General features: G+C 34.8%; 23 protein-coding genes. All 23 read left to right on the top strand.

Annotation, left to right across the window (positions count from 1 at the left end; genetic code table 11):
- The first annotated feature begins 178 nt into the window (after positions 1-178).
- The 23 genes from EK386_RS16690 (at position 179) to EK386_RS16795 (ending at position 18,744) form a co-directional block, all read left to right on the top strand.
- Complete coding sequence (locus tag EK386_RS16690) at positions 179-613, top strand: WapI family immunity protein (RefSeq protein ID WP_126660318.1); 435 nt, start codon at positions 179-181, stop codon at positions 611-613.
- A 175-nt stretch (positions 614-788) separates the two neighbouring features.
- Positions 789-1,757 (top strand): N-acetylmuramoyl-L-alanine amidase family protein, encoded by a 969-nt coding sequence (locus EK386_RS20530; protein ID WP_126660319.1) that lies wholly within the window; start codon positions 789-791, stop codon positions 1,755-1,757.
- Positions 1,758-1,905: 148 nt separating this feature from the next.
- Positions 1,906-2,217, top strand: coding sequence for a metal-sensitive transcriptional regulator (locus tag EK386_RS16700; RefSeq protein WP_126660363.1), 312 nt, complete (start codon positions 1,906-1,908; stop codon positions 2,215-2,217).
- Between the two features lie 79 nt (positions 2,218-2,296).
- Entirely contained in the window at positions 2,297-3,949 is a 1,653-nt protein-coding gene (locus EK386_RS16705) for a CoA-disulfide reductase (RefSeq protein ID WP_126660320.1), read from the top strand.
- 245 nt (positions 3,950-4,194) lie between these two features.
- Entirely contained in the window at positions 4,195-4,857 is a 663-nt protein-coding gene (locus tag EK386_RS16710) for a peroxiredoxin family protein (RefSeq protein WP_246027706.1), read from the top strand.
- A gap of 43 nt (positions 4,858-4,900) precedes the next feature.
- Positions 4,901-5,533 carry a hypothetical protein gene (locus tag EK386_RS20345; RefSeq protein WP_179966053.1) on the top strand — a complete coding sequence of 211 codons (633 nt, stop codon included), beginning with the start codon at positions 4,901-4,903 and terminating at the stop codon, positions 5,531-5,533.
- A gap of 4 nt (positions 5,534-5,537) precedes the next feature.
- On the top strand, positions 5,538-6,293 hold the full coding sequence (locus EK386_RS16720) for a cytochrome c biogenesis CcdA family protein (RefSeq protein WP_126660321.1): 756 nt from the start codon (positions 5,538-5,540) through the stop codon (positions 6,291-6,293).
- Between the two features lie 16 nt (positions 6,294-6,309).
- Positions 6,310-6,879 (top strand): peroxiredoxin family protein, encoded by a 570-nt coding sequence (locus EK386_RS16725; protein WP_179966054.1) that lies wholly within the window; start codon positions 6,310-6,312, stop codon positions 6,877-6,879.
- Between the two features lie 26 nt (positions 6,880-6,905).
- Positions 6,906-7,589, top strand: a complete 684-nt coding sequence (locus EK386_RS16730) for a response regulator transcription factor (RefSeq protein ID WP_126660322.1) — start codon at positions 6,906-6,908, stop codon at positions 7,587-7,589.
- Positions 7,576-8,652 carry a sensor histidine kinase gene (locus EK386_RS16735; RefSeq protein ID WP_158674456.1) on the top strand — a complete coding sequence of 359 codons (1,077 nt, stop codon included), beginning with the start codon at positions 7,576-7,578 and terminating at the stop codon, positions 8,650-8,652. Before EK386_RS16730 ends, EK386_RS16735 begins: the two co-directional genes overlap by 14 nt.
- Before the next feature lie 134 nt (positions 8,653-8,786).
- Complete coding sequence (locus EK386_RS16740) at positions 8,787-9,050, top strand: metal-sensitive transcriptional regulator (protein WP_126660324.1); 264 nt, start codon at positions 8,787-8,789, stop codon at positions 9,048-9,050.
- Positions 9,051-9,109: 59 nt separating this feature from the next.
- Positions 9,110-9,457 (top strand): rhodanese-like domain-containing protein, encoded by a 348-nt coding sequence (locus EK386_RS16745; protein ID WP_126660325.1) that lies wholly within the window; start codon positions 9,110-9,112, stop codon positions 9,455-9,457.
- Positions 9,458-9,480: 23 nt separating this feature from the next.
- Complete coding sequence (locus EK386_RS16750; protein WP_126660326.1) at positions 9,481-9,777, top strand: rhodanese-like domain-containing protein; 297 nt, start codon at positions 9,481-9,483, stop codon at positions 9,775-9,777.
- Positions 9,778-9,824: 47 nt separating this feature from the next.
- On the top strand, positions 9,825-10,388 hold the full coding sequence (locus tag EK386_RS16755) for a sulfurtransferase TusA family protein (protein WP_126660327.1): 564 nt from the start codon (positions 9,825-9,827) through the stop codon (positions 10,386-10,388).
- A 30-nt stretch (positions 10,389-10,418) separates the two neighbouring features.
- Positions 10,419-10,814 (top strand): DsrE/DsrF/DrsH-like family protein, encoded by a 396-nt coding sequence (locus EK386_RS16760; protein WP_126660328.1) that lies wholly within the window; start codon positions 10,419-10,421, stop codon positions 10,812-10,814.
- Between the two features lie 94 nt (positions 10,815-10,908).
- Positions 10,909-12,036 carry an MBL fold metallo-hydrolase gene (locus EK386_RS16765; RefSeq protein ID WP_126660329.1) on the top strand — a complete coding sequence of 376 codons (1,128 nt, stop codon included), beginning with the start codon at positions 10,909-10,911 and terminating at the stop codon, positions 12,034-12,036.
- A gap of 27 nt (positions 12,037-12,063) precedes the next feature.
- Positions 12,064-12,291, top strand: coding sequence for a sulfurtransferase TusA family protein (locus EK386_RS16770; RefSeq protein WP_126660330.1), 228 nt, complete (start codon positions 12,064-12,066; stop codon positions 12,289-12,291).
- Positions 12,292-12,363: 72 nt separating this feature from the next.
- The gene (locus tag EK386_RS16775; RefSeq protein ID WP_126660331.1) at positions 12,364-13,140 is read left to right on the top strand and encodes a sulfite exporter TauE/SafE family protein; all 777 of its coding nucleotides are present in this window, start codon (positions 12,364-12,366) and stop codon (positions 13,138-13,140) included.
- Between the two features lie 75 nt (positions 13,141-13,215).
- Positions 13,216-13,605 (top strand): DUF302 domain-containing protein, encoded by a 390-nt coding sequence (locus tag EK386_RS16780; RefSeq protein WP_126660332.1) that lies wholly within the window; start codon positions 13,216-13,218, stop codon positions 13,603-13,605.
- Between the two features lie 298 nt (positions 13,606-13,903).
- Positions 13,904-14,053, top strand: a complete 150-nt coding sequence (locus EK386_RS20670; protein WP_369333528.1) for a Ger(x)C family spore germination C-terminal domain-containing protein — start codon at positions 13,904-13,906, stop codon at positions 14,051-14,053.
- A 546-nt stretch (positions 14,054-14,599) separates the two neighbouring features.
- The gene (locus EK386_RS16785; protein WP_126660333.1) at positions 14,600-15,325 is read left to right on the top strand and encodes a LytR/AlgR family response regulator transcription factor; all 726 of its coding nucleotides are present in this window, start codon (positions 14,600-14,602) and stop codon (positions 15,323-15,325) included.
- Positions 15,326-15,352: 27 nt separating this feature from the next.
- Positions 15,353-16,990, top strand: a complete 1,638-nt coding sequence (locus EK386_RS16790; protein WP_158674457.1) for a GAF domain-containing sensor histidine kinase — start codon at positions 15,353-15,355, stop codon at positions 16,988-16,990.
- 263 nt (positions 16,991-17,253) lie between these two features.
- A complete protein-coding gene (locus EK386_RS16795; protein ID WP_246027707.1) occupies positions 17,254-18,744 on the top strand; it encodes a spore germination protein in 1,491 nt (496 codons plus the stop codon).
- The last annotated feature ends 7 nt before the right edge of the window (positions 18,745-18,751 follow it).

Below are 18,751 nucleotides of genomic sequence, written 5' to 3' on the forward strand. Positions count from 1 at the left end.
TTACTGCTTCAATTTTTTCTTCCCTTGAAAATTTAGCCAAAAGAAAAGCACCTCCAAATTTTAGATTTTGTGTCTAAAATTTGGGGTGCAGTTCAAATGTATCGGGTTCTTTCTTTTTTATGTTTGAATGGTTGTTATTTTGGTACAAGATAAAAGTAAATTAATCCGAGGTGATTCCATGAAAGTACATTTTTTAGGGGAAGATAATGAAAAAGTAGAAATTGAGGTATTAACAAGAAGTTACCCACATAGTGTAGACTTTTGGGATGGTAACTGGGTTGATGCAAAAATTAAAGTGGACATTCCTGGATATATCGTGCAATTCATCGCTAATTTAAGGACAGAGGAACTACAAGCGTTTGTAGACGAGCTAAAAATAATGGATAACAAATTAAAAGGAAAAGCCATTTTATATAATATGGAGGAGTATATTCAATTAGAAGGGGAAATAAATCACTTTGGTCAATTGAAGTGGAAAGGGGAGACTTGTTTTCCAGTAGGTGATGGAGCGGTGCTGAACTTTGGGTTTACTTCAGACCAATCCTACTTAAAAGGAATCATTAAAGAACTAGAAGCTATTTTAACTGCATTTCCGGTAATTGGGAAACCGTAGAAGTTCTTAATGTTTGTTAGAGGGAATAACAAATCAATTTTTAAAAACTAAGGTAATCAAATTGTTGCGAAAGAATGTAATAATATTCCACAAAGAACGTTACTATTGTTCTCCTAAAAATGCCTACTTTTATATTTGTTCGTTGGATATATTCAATAGTAGGAGGTGAAATGGATTGATTAAAGTTGGGTTTGATGCTGGGCATGGTTTAAATACTCCAGGAAAACGTACCCCAGATGGAGAGCCAGAGTGGACATTTAATAATAAAGTAGCTAGAGCTTTTGCCAATGAATTAGCTTTGTACAAGGGGGTCATGTCAAAACGTTTTGATGATCCCACAGGAAGACGTGATGTTCCATTAATTGAACGAACAAACGGCGCAAATAGTTGGGGCGCAAACTACTATATTTCATTTCACCATAATGCATTAGCAAGTGTGTGGGGCGAACATACAGGCGTCGAGACATTTATTTACACAACCCCAAAACCGCAAAGCACCGAATTCGCACATGCGATTCATCCTGCGTTAGTACAATCATACGGTCTCCGCAATCGAGGAGTCAAAAAAGCGAATTTGCACATCGTCCGTGAGACAAACATGCCGGCGATTTTAGTCGAAGGTGGCTTTATGGATAGCACAATCGATATAAAAAAGTTACGGAACAATCAAGTGTTAGAAAATGTCGGTAAGGCAATTGCACAAGCATTTGCTAGATTTGTAGGATTGGAGAGAGCGATACCAGGTCAAGAGGAGGGGTTAACCGTGAGTCAATATGAAGAGCTAAAGCAACGAATTGCCAAATTAGAAGGTCAACTTGCGAATAAAGCAGATATTACTGCCGATAGAAATAGAGTGGACCCAAGTTTTAAAAATGATTGGGATTGGGCCATTGCGAATGGAATTTTTCGAGGGGACGGCAATAATTTGAATCCAGGCGGTGCTATAACACGCGAACAAATGGCATCCATACTAAAACGTTATCACGATACTTTTATTGCAAATAATAATGGAGTTTCTACTAATCATAAAGAAGCTTGGGAAAAATTAACGTCACAAGGAATTACAGATGGCAGTAATCCTAGAGCATTGGCAACACGAGAACAAGTTGTGGATATGCTAAATCGAGCGATAAATGAGAAATAGGTGAGTTACAAGATGCTTCAACGTACTACTATCTACTGTTTCGACATTTACCTAAAAAGGCATGTTTTTGAATCTTACTTCAAAAACATGCTTTTTTATATTCTAAAAGGATGAGTTTTTGTTGACAACATACCTAACGGGGTATAAGATGGTGTTAAACATAATAACGAATCAACTAAAAAGGAGGCAACATAGATTGAATTCATATGATGATAAAGTGAAAAATCGAATGAAACGAATGGAAGGTCAACTTCGTGGCGTATTGAAAATGATGGAAGAGGGTAAGGATTGCAAAGCGGTTATTACCCAACTTTCGGCAGTTCGTTCTGGAGTGGATCGTGCGATAGGGTTAATCGTTAGTCAAAACTTACTTGAATGTATTCAAGCTGCAGAGGGAGACGAAAAAGCGTTAAATGATTCCATTCAAGAAGCAGTGAACCTGTTTGTAAAGAGTCGATAACACATTCGACTTTTTATTTATAAAAAATAATACCCTATATGGTATTTTGGGGCGAATTTAAATTCGGAGGGGAAAAAATATGACAAAAAAAGTGATTATCGTTGGTGGAGTTGCAGGGGGAGCAACAGCTGCTGCCCGTTTAAGAAGAATTAGTGAAGAAATTGACATTATCCTTGTAGAACGTGGCGAATATATTTCCTTTGCTAACTGTGGTTTACCTTATTATATTGGTGAAACAATTAAGGATCGAAATAAATTGTTAGTACAAACGGTAGAGGGTATGTCAGAACGCTTCAATCTAGATATCCGAAATTTAAGTGAAGTGGAGAGCATTCATCCAGAAGAAAAGACTGTAACTATTAAAAACTTACAAACAGGAGAAGTTTATAAAGAAACGTACGATAAATTACTTTTATCACCTGGCGCTAGACCGATTGTACCGCCAATTCCAGGATTAAATGACAACCAAGCATTGTTTACTTTAAGAAATGTTCCGGATACGGATCGCATTAAAAACTATGTTGATACTCAAAAACCTGAAAAAGCAGTTGTGATCGGTGGCGGGTTTATCGGAATTGAAATGGCAGAAAATCTTGTTGACCGTGGCATTGAAGTAACGATTATCGAAATGGCGAATCAAATTATGGCTCCTATTGATTTTGAAATGGCGAGTATACTACACAAGCATTTAAAAGAAAAAGGTGTCAATTTAATTTTAGAAAATGGCGTACAAGCATTTGCCAATCAAGGAAAGAAAGTAGTTTTATCAGATGGAACTGAAATTCAAACGGATATGACGATTCTTTCGATTGGAGTAAGACCGGAAAATGAATTAGCGAAAACAGCTGGATTAGAGTTAGGTGAACGTGGAGGAATTATTGTGAACGAGTATCTCCAAACGTCTAATCAGGATATTTACGCTGTTGGGGACGCTGTAGAGGTTGTCGATTATATCAACGGTAAAAAAGCGATGATTCCACTTGCAGGACCAGCGAATCGTCAAGGTCGTATTGCTGCCAATAATATGATGGGGAAAAACGAGAAATATGAAGGGACTTTAGGTACTTCCATTGCAAAAGTATTTGATTTAACTGTTGCGGCTACTGGTAACAACGAGAAAACATTAAAGCGTTTAGGAGTAGCATATGAAGTTGTGCATATTCATCCAAGCTCCCATGCAGGATATTACCCAGGAGCGGCACCAATCGCGTTAAAATTAATTTTTGATAAAGAAACAGGAAAAATCTTTGGCGCACAAGCCGTTGGAGCAGATGGTGTTGATAAACGAATGGATGTCATTGCTACTGCGATTAAAGGGAATCTAACAGTAGAAGATTTAACGAACTTAGAATTGTCCTATGCGCCACCTTATTCATCTGCAAAAGATCCTGTAAATATGGCAGGCTACGTCGCAATGAATATTATGTTAGGGGACTTAGAACAAATTCAATGGCATGAAGTGGATCAAGTTGTAGCAGATGGTGGGCTTTTAATTGATGTACGTGAAGCAAAGGAAAGAGAAAATGGCTATATCCCAGGGTCAATCAATATCTCCCTTAATGACCTGAGAGAGAATTTAGACGAAATCCCAAAAGATCAAACCGTTTATGTTAGCTGCCAAGTCGGATTAAGAGGCTATTTAGCAAGCCGAATTCTAAAAAATAATGGATTTGATGTGAAAAATGTTGATGGTGGTTGGAAGACTTATTCAAGTGTGTATGGCGTCAATTAAAAAAACAAGCAATAAGTAGCAGATCAAAATTGAAGTAATATTGATTTAGGGATGAGTCAATGGGTGAAGAAGAGTCTTCATCTTTTGATTTCATCCCTTTTATTTAAGGATTTTTGATTTGTTTAGAAAAGATTATTTCTTTAAGTATCTTTTTTTGTTTCATTTTAACGAAATTTTCACAATTCTACTCCATAATTCAAAGAACAAGAGTAAAAATTGAGACGCTATTAGGAGGAGACGCTTTCGTGATTAAAAAATTGTTACCTTTTATACTCATCGGGTTTTTAGCGGGTTATGCCTTTTATGATTCTTTAATGAAGGAAAAGGTAAGTGATCCGGCAATAGAAAATGTGAATCAAACGGAAGGTGTAGCGAGTGGAATAGGTCAGCCTGTAGAGCCAGCTAAAAATACAAACGATAATTCGAAAAAGACCGGGATTATCGAGTCAAGCCATTCATCACTAGACGTTGAATTTGCCCCGGAGTTTACTTTATCGGATATGAATGGCGACCCTATTAACCTTTCTGACCTCAGAGGTAAAATCGTCATTCTAAATTTCTGGGCTACTTGGTGTCCGCCGTGTCGAGCAGAAATGCCCCATATGCAAAGTTTTTATGAAAAAAATAAAGATAATGGCGTTGAAATTATCGCTGTTAACTTAACGGCCCTGGATGAAGGAAAGCAAGCAGTGGAAAAGTTCGTCAATGAGTATGGATTAACATTCCCAGTTGTATTAGATGAAAATGGATCTGTTGGAAAGCTCTATGAAATACTTACCATTCCAACAAGTTATATTATCGATGCTGAAGGACGGATCTTTCAAAAGTTCGTCGGCTCGATGGATGAACAAATCATGGAGGATATGATCAAGTCCATTCAAATGTACGATGGGGAACAAGAAGGGTAGCTTTTACCATAATGAAGTGATTTTTAATTATAGGAGGTGTGAAATGGCTATTACTGCAAAAATTTTTTCATTAGCTACTGTTTTTTTTAGCATTGTTGCAGGTCTATTACTTTTTTATTGGATGAATCCATCTAGTAAAGAAGAGAAGAAAAAACAGTTAGAAGAAGTTACTGATTTTTTCATCAATTTCGTGATATTCATGTGGATTGGGAAAGTTCTTTTAAATCTCTCCACTTTTGTAAAAGACCCACTCGCTATTTTAGCATATCCTGTTGATTCAACTTCTTTTTATGCTGCCATTATTGGTAGTATTTTACGACTACTTTATAAACAGAAAAAAAATAATCTTCCAGTGTTAAGTTTATTGATTCCCATTATATTGACGGCAGCATTCATGTTTGAATTTATTCAATTTGTACAAGATCAAAATTTTTATTCTTTAACAAATTTAATTTTCTACGGCATTCTAGTGACTATTTTTTATTATTCAAAAGAAAAGCTTTCAACGTTAACTTTATATGCCATTCTTTTGCTTAGTTGGTTAATCGGTACGCTTTTTATGTTTTTTACACAACCCTATGTATCAATTTTTGGGTATCTATTATCACTGCCATTTATTTTAGTATTTTTTTTATTTATGACGATTGTTCTTATTTCTATTAACTTGAAGAGGTGATCAAATGGTTATACAGACAGATACGGTCTTACTAGTGGGAATGCTTTTAGCTTTTGGAGCGGGTGCCATTTCTTTTTTATCTCCATGTGTTCTACCATTATTTCCTGCTTATTTATCCTATATTACAGGCATCAGTGTGATGGAAATTCAAGCAGAACAAAATTCTGAAATTCGCAAAAGAATATTTAGTCATTCCATTATCTTTTTACTTGGAATAGGTGTTGTCTTTATTAGTTTAGGTGCTAGTGCTTCCTTTCTTGGGCAATGGCTGCAACAGTTATTACTAGGGAATACCGCATTATTGATCCAACGACTAGCAGGAATCTTTATTGTCTTCATGGGATTTGTTGTCGCTGGTTGGTTAACGATTCCTTTATTTATGAAGGAAAGACGATTACACTATACGAAGAAATCGACGAGCTTTTTAGGTACATTTTTTGTTGGATTAGGTTTTGCAGCAGGATGGACTCCTTGCATTGGTCCGATTTTTGCATCGATCTTGTTATTAGCTGCAACCAATCCAAGTCAAGGTCTTCTCTATACATTGATGTATGTTATTGGTTTTGCGGTTCCGTTTATTATTCTGACGTTTTTCGTTGGATCTTCTAAATGGATTTTAAGTAAAACTGGCCTCATTATGAAGGTGGGAGGCGTTATGATGATTCTAATGGGGATCCTACTATTTTTTGGACAAATGCCTCGGTTAAGTGCGTTTTTATTAAGATTAATTGATGGGACATGGTTATCCAATTTAGGATAGAAGGAGGTAAATAGCAGTGAGAAAAGTGATATTTGGTGTACTGTTAATTGCGATGATTAGTTATGCGTTATTCGAATATATTTCAACACAGTCCAATCAATCAGAAACAGGGAATCCAGTAGTTTCTTCAAATACGGACATCGACATTGAAGAGACAAATGTAGTTGGCATTCAACGTGGAAATGTGGCACCTGACTTTTCATTGGAAACATTAAAAGGTGAGGTTATGTCCTTATCCGATTTTAAAGGAAAAAAGGTGTTCCTTAATTTTTGGGCTACGTGGTGTCCACCTTGTCGAGCAGAGATGCCTGATATACAAAAGTTTTCTGAAGATGAGGATGTGGTCGTTTTGGCTATTAACTTAACGCATACAGAAGATTCTTTGACAACTGTTGAGAACTTTATTCAAGACAGAGCGTTCACGTTTCCTGTTTTAAAAGATGAAAATGGGGATGTGGCCGAATTATATCGTGTCCAAGCTTATCCAACGTCCTATATGATTGATTCGAAAGGAACAATTCAGTATGTCGCATTAGGTGCAATGAATTACGATTTAATGATAAGAGAGTTTGAGAAGTTAAAATGAGGACTTAAATTTATGAGGGTGTTATTTTGAAACAAAAAATATTAATTGTTGAAGATGACCAAATGATTCGAAACTTAATTAAGATTTATTTACAAAAGGAAGGCTATGAAGTGGTAGAAGCAGCTGACGGGGAAAAAGCGAAAGATGTATTTTTGAATGAACATCCCTGTTTAATTATTTTGGATTTAATGCTTCCGAATATTAGTGGTGAAGAATTGTGTGAATGGATAAAAGATCAAGAAAGAAATGAAGTATCCATTATTATGTTAAGTGCAAAAGTACAAACTGCGGATAAAATTCACGGTCTTCGATTAGGCGCTGACGACTATATGACAAAACCCTTTGATCCAGAAGAATTACTAGCCCATGTAGAAGCAGTTTTAAGAAGGACGGGGCAATTTTGTCAAAAAATTTCATACAAAGGGTTATGTATAAAACCGAGAAAAGGAGAAGTCCTTTTATATGATAAAGAAATTCACCTGACGAAACATGAATTTCAATTATTGTATCACTTCATGGAAAACCCAAACATCGTATTACCCCGAGAAAATTTATTAGAGCATCTTTATCCTTATCTAGAAAAAGAGGTAATGGTTAGAACAATCGATGCACATATTAAAAAACTTCGTGAAAAGATTGAAGAGAATCCAAGTAAGCCAAAAAGGATTCAAACAGTTCGTGGAATGGGGTATAAGTTTGTTACAGAATAAACGAACATCTTTTTTACCAAAGAAGTTTTTATGGCGCTTAACTTTAGCCAATAGTTTCATCATTGTTGCATTCATATTGCTTTCTGGATGGTCGATTTACGAAGCTGCCTGTCAAATCTTTGATGAAATGGTGAGTAATCAAGAAACAAAATTATTTAAAGCCGTCTTATTGCAATATTTATGGATACTTGTTGGGGTATTTATTGTTCTCGCTATAGTTAGCCAGTATTATTTTACACGTAAATTAATGAAACCTTTAACAGTATTAATCGAGTCGATGAAAAGCTTAAAGCAAGGTGATAAAGTACAGAATATCCAATTTCAATCTGATGGTGAAATGGAAGAGTTAATTTATCATTTTAATGAACTAGTCAATCAACTAGAATGCAATAAAATTCAAAGGCACAAACAACTGTCGGATTTTTCTCATGAATTTCGGACACCGTTAACCAATTTAAATGGGTATTTAAAGGCGTTACAAAGTGGAGTCATAACGGGTAATCAAGAGTTATTTTATGCGCTTCAACAAGAATCCAATCGCTTGATTAGTATGTTAGAGCAACTAAAGTCAATTGAAGAATTTGAATATGTGCAACATCAAAAATTTTTTCTAAAAGAAGAAATTCAAATTACGGACATCATCAATCAAGTAGTACACATGTTTAGTTGGACCATGAAAGGAAAAAATATTGATATTAGAATGGACATTGATCAACAATTAATTCGAATTGATCCGAATGGGATAACACAAGTTATGAGTAATTTGATTGATAATGCCATACGTTACTACACGGGGTGTAAGCCAATCGTGATAACAGGGAAAAGAGGAAAGAAATCTTATTGCATTTCTGTGAGTGCAGAAGGTCAATTTATTTCAGGGGAAGAAAGAGAACGTATATTTGAACGATTTTATCGGACAGAAGCTACGAGTAATACGATTGGTAAAGGATTAGGCCTAGCCATCTCAAAAGAAATACTTGAACAACATAAAGGCAACATTCAATTAACTTCAGATGGATACTATCATACGTTTATTGTTACCATCCCCAATGCATCTATATAAGGAAGTGTATTGATCTTCAATTTTTGGAGAATCTAAAAACAAAAGAAACTTTTATTTTATCTGTTGACATTATACCTATAGGGGTATATTATATGTATATCGGCAAGAGAAAATAAAGAGAAGGAGGCGGCACGATGAACTCGTATGAAGTTAAAATAAAAAATCGTATCAAACGTATTGAAGGTCAACTTCGAGGGATATTGAAAATGATGGATGAAGAAAAAGACTGTAAAGCCGTCGTCACTCAATTATCTGCTGTCCGCTCAGGTGTTGATCATACTATTGGTGTAATCGTTAGTCAAAACCTAAAAGAATGTATCTTGGAGGCAAAGCATAACGACGATACCGCGAATGACGCTATACAAGAAGCAATGGATTTGTTAGTTAAAAGTCGTTAAAAAATCGACTTTTCTTTTTCAATAAAAACATACCCATACAGGTATGGAGGAGTACATTCATGGAAATTTGGATTATGATTGCGGTGGCGATTGTTTTTATCCTTTGGCGTATGAGACCGGTTAAAGGAACAAAAACTATAACGACTGAAACACTAAAAGGAATATTAAATGACAAGGATAAAGTATTCGTCGATGTACGCACACCAGGTGAATATAAGTCCCGAAATATTCATCAATTTAAAAATATGCCATTAGGTTCAGATCTCTCAAAGCTCCCAAAGGACAAAGAAATTGTAGTCATTTGTCAAAGTGGAATGCGTAGCGCCCAAGCATGTAAACAATTAAAAAAATTGGGCTATGAAAACATCACAAATGTTCGTGGTGGCATGAGTGCTTGGAGAAGTTAATTAATAATTAGGAGGAAAATAAAATGAAAGAAATTAGTGCAAAAGAAGTTCAACAACGTATAGAAAATGGTGAACAGTTAAATCTAATTGATGTTCGCGAAGTGGATGAAGTGCAAGCAGGTCATATTCCTGGCATCACGAATATTCCATTAGGATTACTAGAGTTTCGTTCACACGAACTTGATAAAAACAAACCGTACATTATGGTTTGCCGTTCAGGTGGCCGCAGTGGTCAGGCAACGCATTATTTACAAAGTCAAGGTTTTGATGTAACAAACATGACTGGTGGTATGATGAGCTGGGAAGGAAAAGTTGAATAATTTTTTTGAGTAAAATAATACCCTTGTAGGTATGAGGAGGCTTTTAAATGTCAATTAAAGCAGATGTACAGTTAGACTGCAAAGGTCTTGCATGTCCAATGCCAATTGTTAAAACGAAAAAGGCAATGAATGATGTAGAGGATGGTCAAATTCTAGAAGTGCAAGCTACCGATAAAGGTTCTATTGCGGACCTAAAAGCATGGTCAGACAGTGTCGGGCATCAGTATATTGGCACGAAAGAAGAGGATGGTGTGTTACTGCATTACATTCGTAAAAGTGGTGATGACCATAACGTCGAACAGAAATATGAAAATACAATTACGAATGAAGAATTAATCGACCGTGCTACAAATGGCGGTATTATTCTAGATGTTCGTGAAGAAGCTGAGTATGCATTTGGACATATTGAAGGTTCTAAATCGATCCCAATGGGTGAACTAGAAAATCGTTTAGAAGAGTTAGATAAAGATCAAGAAATATTTGTCATTTGTCGTACAGGTACACGCAGTGATTTAGCTGCACAGAAATTAGCGGAAAAAGGGTTTACGAAAGTTGTAAACGTGTTACCAGGTATGAGTTCTTGGAATGGCGATTTAGCAAAAAAACTATAAAAAAAATTAAATTAACTGGAGGAATTTATTATGTCTAACAAAGTAGCGATTATTGCAAGTAATGGTGGGTTATTTGACGCGTATAAAGTATTTAATATTGCAACGGCAGCAGCCGCAACAGAGAAAGAAGTAGCGATTTTCTTTACATTCGAGGGACTTAACTTAATTCATAAACAAGCGATGCAACAATTACCAATGCCAGCAGGAAAAGAGCATTTTGCGGAAGGTTTCGCAAAAGCAAATGTACCAAGCATTCCACAACTAGTCGAAATGGCGCAGGAAATGGGCGTAAAATTTATCGGTTGTCAAATGACAATGGATGTAATGAATTTAACAAAAGAAGACTTTATTGATGGGATTGAAGTTGGCGGAGCAGTAACATTCCTTGAATTTGCTAAAGATGCAGCACCAACGTTAACATTCTAATTAATAATATCTTAGCAACTGTTAAAACTAATGGAAGGGCTACATACCCTTCCATTAAAAAAATCAAAAACAATACCTATGGGGGTAATTAAATATGACAATCATTAAAATGACAGCAGCACAAGTAGCTCGTAAACTAATTGAAAAACAACCATTATTTATTTTAGATGTACGTAATACAGATGCTTATGACGATTGGAAAATTGAAGGACACAACTTTGAGTATTTAAATATTCCTTATTTCGATTTACTAGATGGTGTAGAGGAGATCATTCCAAAACTTCCGACAGACAAAGATGTATTAGTTGTATGTGCAAAAGAAGGTTCTTCTGTTATGGTTGCGGAGATGGTGGCAGAAGCAGGTCGTGATGTGTTCTATCTTGAAGGTGGTATGAAATCTTGGAGTTCGTATCTTGAACCAATTAAAGTTGGAGATTTAACTGATGGCGGCGAAATGTATCAATTTGTTCGTCTAGGTAAAGGCTGTCTTTCTTACATGGTGATTTCTGAAGGGGAAGCAGCGATTATTGATGCTGTTCGATTCACAGAAGTGTTCACAAATTTTGCGAAAGAAAAAAATGTTGAAATTAAACATGTATTTGATACGCACTTACATGCAGATCACATCTCAGGTGGTCGTCATATCGCAGAAGCAACAGGAGCTACGTATTACTTACCGCCAAAAGATGCAGAAGAAGTCGTATTCGATTACACACCTCTTGAAGATGGTTTAACAGTGAAAGTGGGTGCCTCTCAAATTGAAGTAGGCGCACTTTACTCACCAGGTCATACAATTGGCTCAACTTCATTCATCGTTGATAGCAAGTATTTATTAACAGGTGATATTTTATTCATCGATTCAATCGGTCGTCCGGACTTAGCAGGTCTTGCTGAAGATTGGGTAGGCGATCTTCGTGAAACATTATATCGTCGTTACCGTGAATTAGTAGAGGATTTAATTGTGTTACCTGCTCACTTTATGATTATTGAAGAGTTAAATGAAGATGGGACCGTAGCAAAACGTTTAGGTGATTTATTTGCGGAGAACCACGGTTTAAATATTGAAAGTGAAGAAGAATTCCGTCATACAGTAACAGATAACTTACCACCACAACCAAATGCCTATCAACAAATTCGTCAAGTGAATATGGGGAAAATCACACCTGACAACGAGGAACAAACAGAGATGGAAATCGGTCCAAACCGTTGTGCAGTACGTTAATTTAGGAAATAAAAGGAGAAAATTAATATGGAAGTAACGCAAATTTTAGATGCAAAAGGATTAGCTTGTCCAATGCCAATCGTTAAAACAAAAAAGGCAATGGATACACTAGAACCAGGTCAAGTTTTAGAAGTGCAAGTAACAGATAAAGGTGCAATCGCTGACTTAACGGCATGGTCAGCTGCTGCAGGTCACACTCTTTTAGACCATAAAGAAGAACAAAATGTATTAACTTTTTATATTAAAAAAGCTTAAAAATAATAAGTGAGTTGGGTAAAGACTCACTTATTTATTTTTCGGTGTATTCTTGAGAAAGAAGGAAACTACATGGATATAAATTATGTGATCCTCCTTTTCGTTATAGGTTTTATTAGTTCATTTCTTTCTGGAATGCTCGGGATCGGTGGGGCCATTGTGAAATATCCTATGCTTTTAATGATTCCACCCGCATTGGGATTTCATGCATTAACCGCGCATGAAGTTTCGGGTATTAGTGCACTAGACGTTTTATTTGTCTCAATTGCAGGTGTCATCGGATATAGAAGTGGTGGCTACTTAAATAAATCGTTAATTACCATTATGGGTATGTCCGTGTTAATTGGAACTTTTATCGGTAGTTTTGGATCACAATATTTAACTGAGGCTCAAGTGAACATCGTCTATGGAATTTTAGCATTAGTAGCGGCCGTTATGATGTTCATACCAAAAAAAGAGTTAGACGATATTCCTTTAGATCAAGTTACGTTCAACAAGCCGATTGCAGCAATTCTCGCATTTTTTGTCGGGATTGGTTCAGGTGTTGTAGGAGCTGGAGGGGGATTTTTATTAATTCCTATTATGTTATCAATACTTCATATTCCGGCAAGAATGGCTATCGCATCAAGCCTAGCGATTACGTTTATTTCATCTTTAGCCGGTTCAATTGGAAAAATCTCAACGGGGCAAATAGACTACCCGACAGCTGTTATCATTATCATTGCTGGAATAATCGCAGCTCCATTAGGGGCAAAAATTAGCCAGAAGATGAATACAAAGGTATTACAAAATATTTTAGCCGTATTAATACTTGGAACAGCCATAAAAATTTGGATTGATATTTTCTAGAACATCATGGGATTTTGATTAGCATATATCAACTACATTATTGAGAATACTATCTTAAAACAGTAGGAGGATACAATGGATTTTCATTATACGGTTCAAACCAATAAAACAATTGAAGAAGCGATTGAATCTATTGAACAGAATCTGAAGATAAATAAATTTGGGGTTCTTTGGCAGCTAAACTTGACTGAAACTTTACAGAAAAAAGGTGTCGATCAATATAAAAAGCCATTTCGAATCTTGGAAGTTTGTAATCCGGTAGAAGCAGCACGTGTACTAGAGCATAATCCATTAGTAGGTTATTTCTTGCCTTGCAAAATTACCGTGTATGAAGACGAAGGAAAAACGAAAATCGGTCTTCCTAAACCAACTGCCATGATTAGCCTACTTAACGATGCTGAATTAATATCTATAGCAGAAAAAATTGAAGCGGTTCTTATAGATGTATTAGAAAAGAGTAAATAAATAAGGGGGTGTTCATTTTCGGACGCCCTCTTCTAACTGTTGATGAATTACTTAATCGAGAAGGTAAATTAAATATGAAAAGGAAATAGGAACGAATTAGTAGGATTCTAGGGTCAGAATATACGCATATATCTAATGGACAATACAAAAAAGCCTTTCTGCATTAAATTGTGGAAATTATTAGTGAATCAAAAGTAAAGCTAGAGAACAGTAAATTGGAGGATAATGATCCAATTGTAGAAAAAGATATAGATGAAAAGTTAATGAAGTTAATAAAAAAACTTCAAAATGAGAGGGTGTGGATCCAATTGGTTTTGGTCTTAAATATAGGACCAAAAAACTCCATAATAAACTTATGGATTATGAAGAATGGCTTGCGCTTTATCCCCACGCAAGTATTAACATAAGTGTGAGAGTTCAATTGGAGAGTACGGGCTTACTTGGATAGTGTAGAATAGGACGTATAGTTATTATTAATCCATACTTTGTATTTTGTAATGTATTTAGATATGTTAAAATTAATTTACACGAATTCTTTTTCTATATTAATGCTACCAAGTAGTTTAATTATAGGATTTATGGAATACGTGTTTTTTATTTCATTTTTAAGTCGATGAACAGGTTATTAACAAAATTTTAATTTAATTACCGAAATGTTCTAATTTTGTCCTGGAGTACCGATATCTAAGTTTGAAAAGTCTATATATTGGCGTGAAATGTGAAATCATTATTAGACAAAATAAGTAAAATTGATTAAGTTTGGTAATGTTGCTTATTTTTCCTATAAAGATATTTGTTTATTACCTGTTAAATCTTGTGAATATAGTTAAATGATTTATATAGATTGTATGAAGAATTTGTGAAAAGATAATAATAAGATTTAAAAAACTTTGCGTGATTAATAGATAAGTGTATTCGACATGAAGAGTACACTTATTATTTTTCTCGAGAAAATGAAGAGAACTAAGAAACTAGTGTAGTGAGGTGTCCCTTTTTGGAACGAATTAAAATAATTGTAGCTGAAGATCATCCAGATTCTTTAGAAATTATTGAAGCGTTTATTGAAAGGCACCCTAGTTTTGATGTGATTGCAACTTGTACTGATGGTGAAGAATTAATTCATCAAGTGACTATATATGATCCGAAGTTAATAATTGCCGACATCAACATGCCTAAATTAAATGGTATGGAGGCTGTTAAAAAGTGCAAAAAAGTTAAACCGGATATAAAAGTAATATTTATCACAGGTTACGATGAATTTGCAGTGGAAGCTTTTGCGGAGTCTGCGGTTGATTATATTGTGAAGCCCATTGATAGTGCACGGTTATATCAAGCTCTAGAAAAGGTGAAGAGTAGTTTAGCATACCAGACTAATGAAAAAAATTACCAAGGTACGAAGAAATTAAAAATCAAAACTAATGGCGTCTTACATTTGATTCCCATGGATGATATTTATTTCGTTGAAAAACAAGGGAAAAAGTGCATCATCCATTTAAGTGGTCGAACGATTGAAACAAATGAGAATCTAACCGAATTAAGTAAGAGGTTAGATAGTAATTTTTTTGTTGCACATAGATCTAATATTGTAAATATAAATAAAATCTCATCTATCGTTCAGGATTACGAAACATTTTTAGCTTATTTTGATGGATTAGAAAAAGCAGCTCATGTCTCCAAATTGAAAATAAAAGAGCTAGAAGAAAAAATTTCAGGCAACTAATTATTGCTAAGTGATGGGATGATAACTTTGATAAATACGATAGAATTTCAAGTAAAAGAAGTTAAACCGCTAAATAAGTGTTATTTTATCGTCGATCGTGAAACGTTACAAATTAGAGAATCTAATATATGTAACTGCGCAATATATCAGTTACTTAAAACAATATATGCCTCAACTCAGGATAACATTGAGCAAGCAGACCCATATGCTACTTTTCATCCTTTACTCAAAAGAATTATAAATGAAATAGATTATAACATGGGTACTGCTTCTTCATTTGAAATTCAATTTAATAATCAATCAACTATTGAAGTGAAAGTTTATCTTACTAGTGAGAACTTCATTATTCTTCTCAAAGACAATACAAAGCATGTGCAAGTTTTTGATATTATTGAAGAAAATAATCAACGACTTACTATTTTAACGGAAATATCAAAAGAAATTATGCAATTTAATGAACCTAAAAAAATACTTGATTCTCTATTTGAAAGACTATCATCTTTGTTAGATGTTGACTTTTATTTTAATTATATACTAGATTCTTCAAATAACCAGATTAAGTTAATGAACTATCATGGGATATCAAAAGAAATTGCAGAAAGTATAGAAATCCTCCAATTTGGAGAGGCAGTTTGCGGAACAGTTGCAAAAACACAGAAAAAGATTATAGCAGAACACGTTGATAAATCCGATGACCCTAAAGTTCAACTAATTAAGGGTTGGAATATAAAGGCCTATATTTGTCACCCATTATTTGCTCACGGAAAGCTAATAGGGACTTTATCCTTTGGTTCAAGTAAAAGGTCTACGTTTTCAACAGATGAGGTTGAATTAATATGCGACATTTGTAAGCAAGTAGCTACATCTCTTGAACGTGTGTTTCTAATTGCCAATTTAAAAGAAACAAATAAAGCGTTAGTTGCTACTAATCAACAATTATTGATTGAAAAAGAGCGTGCAGATAAAGCAAATAAAGCCAAAACGAATTTTCTATTGCTAATGAGTCATGAATTACGGACGCCACTAAATTCAATTATCGGGTATAACGAATTACTGCTCACTACGCCAAATAGTTATTTATCGAATAATCAAATTAAGCAACTTGAGAAAATGTTAAGGGCGAGTAATCAATTAAAAAATATGATAAATGATATGTTAGATTTTGTTCGGTATGATAATGTCAGCTTAACCTTTAATTTGAGAAAGGTGGATATTAATGCACTGATTGAAGATTGCATATTAGATGCGGCTTTTTTTGCAAAAAGTAAGAGAGTTTCAGTAGATTTTGAGGTCTTAATGAATAATACCGATTTATATATATATTCAGATTTAAAAAGGTTGAAGCAAGTAGTAACCAATTTGTTAACGAATGCAATAAAATATAATAAAGACAATGGGAATGTGCGAATCTCAACAAATGTGAAAGAAAGTATATTAACTATTGAATTTCATGATACAGGAAAAGGAATTGAAGAAAAAGAGTTAGAAGATATCTTTAAACCATTCTATAGATCGCCGTCAAATAATCCTACTGTAGAAGGAAGTGGAATTGGATTAAGTCTTTCGAAACAAATCATCCACGAATTAGGCGGAAGTTTAACAGTAAGCAGCAAAGTAAATGTAGGCAGTACATTTAAGATTACGTTACCTTTAAATTTATATTAGAGATAGAAGTTTGTGACAGAATAAACTTTTATCAACTTTAAAAGGTCAATTTGTGATGCGAATGCATTACAAATTGGCCTTTTTTCTTGTCATATATAATAGACTGTTCATCTATCACAGATACTTTGTGAAAAACAAAAGTTTCATAAATAGGTAAATTGGTGTGGGAATTTATTTCACATCCTTTCCTCACATGTTTACCCTACCTAGAATTTGGTTAGGATGCTAAAAAGAATATACTTCAACAAAAGGTGATTTGCTGCATGGGTAATGAGAAAATGGATGAAATAGAAAAGCCAATTGATGTGCAAGAATGGACGAAGGGGATTACGCATTATACGAATAATAGCCCCGATTTAATCATTAAACACGTTGAAAGAGATAAAAAGGGCGCTGTTTTCTTATATTTGGATAATATGATTAATCATCAAGAGTTTTCCATGCTTCTTCTAAACTTAGATCAAATGAAGGTTTTAAAATATGAAGAGCTAGAACCATTGATTCTGACTAAAAAAATAAGCTATTCATCTGAACTTCTTCAAACCGTGGATGCTATAAATACTGGTGCAGTATGTCTCCTTATGGAAAACGAAACAAAGTGTATGCTTATTTCACTTTCAAAGCTAGTGGAAAGACCTTTAAGTGCTTCTGAAAATGAATCAATGATTTTTGGACCAAGTATTACGTTTTCTGAATCTATAAGTACAAATATAGCGTTGTTGCGAAAAAATATAACAGATCGAAATCTATGTACTGAAAAATTTCTTGTTGGTGAAAGAAATAGTACAGAAGTACGGATTGTATATATAAAGGATATTGCGAACGAGGATAACATAGCAACGATGAAACAGAGGATCCAAGATTTAAAAATAGATGATCCAATAGATAGTAATGTACTAGCTCAACTATTAGATGATAATTCACTTTCATTGTTCCCACAAGCGTTAACAACTGAGCTGCCAGACCGTGTATGTTACATGTTAGGCAAAGGGAAAATTGCTATATTTGTTGATCGAAGTCCCAGTGTTATTATTGCTCCCAGTTCATTTCTAAATTTTTTCGAAACGACAGATGATGTATATACTCGTTGGAATATTGGTTCTTTTTTGAGAATAGTTCGGTTTATAGCCATGATGTTATCACTTCTTCTTACACCAGCTTACGTAGCTGCACTAACCTATCATTACGAGATAATCCCATCCCCCCTTTTGTTGTCTTTAGGTCAATCAAGGGCAAGTGTTCCTTTCCCGCCAGTGTTAGAAGCGCTCATTCTTGAGTTTATTCTTGAGTTACTTCGGGAATCTGGAGCGAGACTTCCTACGAAAGTTGGGCAAACAATGGGGATCGTTGGTGGTATTGTTATTGGACAAGCAGCTGTAGATGCAGGGTTTACAAGTAACATATTAATTATCATTATTGCACTTAGTGCATTAGGTACGTTTACAGCTCCAAGTTATATGATGGGTGCTGTGATTCGCATCGTTCGCTTTCCACTTATTATACTTGCTGGATTATGGGGTGGTATTGGATTAATATTTGGCCTTTTGTACATCATAATTCACCTATTAAAGTTAACGAGTTTTGGAACACCATATTTAGTACCTATCTATCCATTTCGATTTTCTGATTGGAAAGATTCTTTATTTCGTGTTCCCCCACAATATGCAGGCAAAAGACCAGAAACCAATAGACCAATTGATATAATTCGATATTCTAGAACAAATGCGAAACAAAGAAAAGACATAGACGAGTAAAGGGTAA

This window comes from Lysinibacillus antri, assembly GCF_003977595.1.
GTDB classification, from domain to species: Bacteria; Bacillota; Bacilli; order Bacillales_A; family Planococcaceae; genus Ureibacillus; species Ureibacillus antri.

Excerpts from the sequence above, each read along its gene's own strand:
- EK386_RS16690 (WP_126660318.1), top strand. The coding sequence starts at position 179 with ATGAAAGTACATTTTTTAGGGGAAGATAATGAAAAAGTAGAAATTGAG.
- EK386_RS16700 (WP_126660363.1), top strand. The coding sequence starts at position 1,906 with ATGGTGTTAAACATAATAACGAATCAACTAAAAAGGAGGCAACATAGA.
- EK386_RS16705 (WP_126660320.1), top strand. The coding sequence starts at position 2,297 with ATGACAAAAAAAGTGATTATCGTTGGTGGAGTTGCAGGGGGAGCAACA.
- EK386_RS20345 (WP_179966053.1), top strand. The coding sequence starts at position 4,901 with ATGGCTATTACTGCAAAAATTTTTTCATTAGCTACTGTTTTTTTTAGC.
- EK386_RS16720 (WP_126660321.1), top strand. The coding sequence starts at position 5,538 with ATGGTTATACAGACAGATACGGTCTTACTAGTGGGAATGCTTTTAGCT.
- EK386_RS16740 (WP_126660324.1), top strand. The coding sequence starts at position 8,787 with ATGAACTCGTATGAAGTTAAAATAAAAAATCGTATCAAACGTATTGAA.
- EK386_RS16745 (WP_126660325.1), top strand. The coding sequence starts at position 9,110 with ATGGAAATTTGGATTATGATTGCGGTGGCGATTGTTTTTATCCTTTGG.
- EK386_RS16750 (WP_126660326.1), top strand. The coding sequence starts at position 9,481 with ATGAAAGAAATTAGTGCAAAAGAAGTTCAACAACGTATAGAAAATGGT.
- EK386_RS16755 (WP_126660327.1), top strand. The coding sequence starts at position 9,825 with ATGTCAATTAAAGCAGATGTACAGTTAGACTGCAAAGGTCTTGCATGT.
- EK386_RS16760 (WP_126660328.1), top strand. The coding sequence starts at position 10,419 with ATGTCTAACAAAGTAGCGATTATTGCAAGTAATGGTGGGTTATTTGAC.
- EK386_RS16765 (WP_126660329.1), top strand. The coding sequence starts at position 10,909 with ATGACAATCATTAAAATGACAGCAGCACAAGTAGCTCGTAAACTAATT.
- EK386_RS16770 (WP_126660330.1), top strand. The coding sequence starts at position 12,064 with ATGGAAGTAACGCAAATTTTAGATGCAAAAGGATTAGCTTGTCCAATG.
- EK386_RS16775 (WP_126660331.1), top strand. The coding sequence starts at position 12,364 with ATGGATATAAATTATGTGATCCTCCTTTTCGTTATAGGTTTTATTAGT.
- EK386_RS16780 (WP_126660332.1), top strand. The coding sequence starts at position 13,216 with ATGGATTTTCATTATACGGTTCAAACCAATAAAACAATTGAAGAAGCG.
- EK386_RS16795 (WP_246027707.1), top strand. The coding sequence starts at position 17,254 with ATGGGTAATGAGAAAATGGATGAAATAGAAAAGCCAATTGATGTGCAA.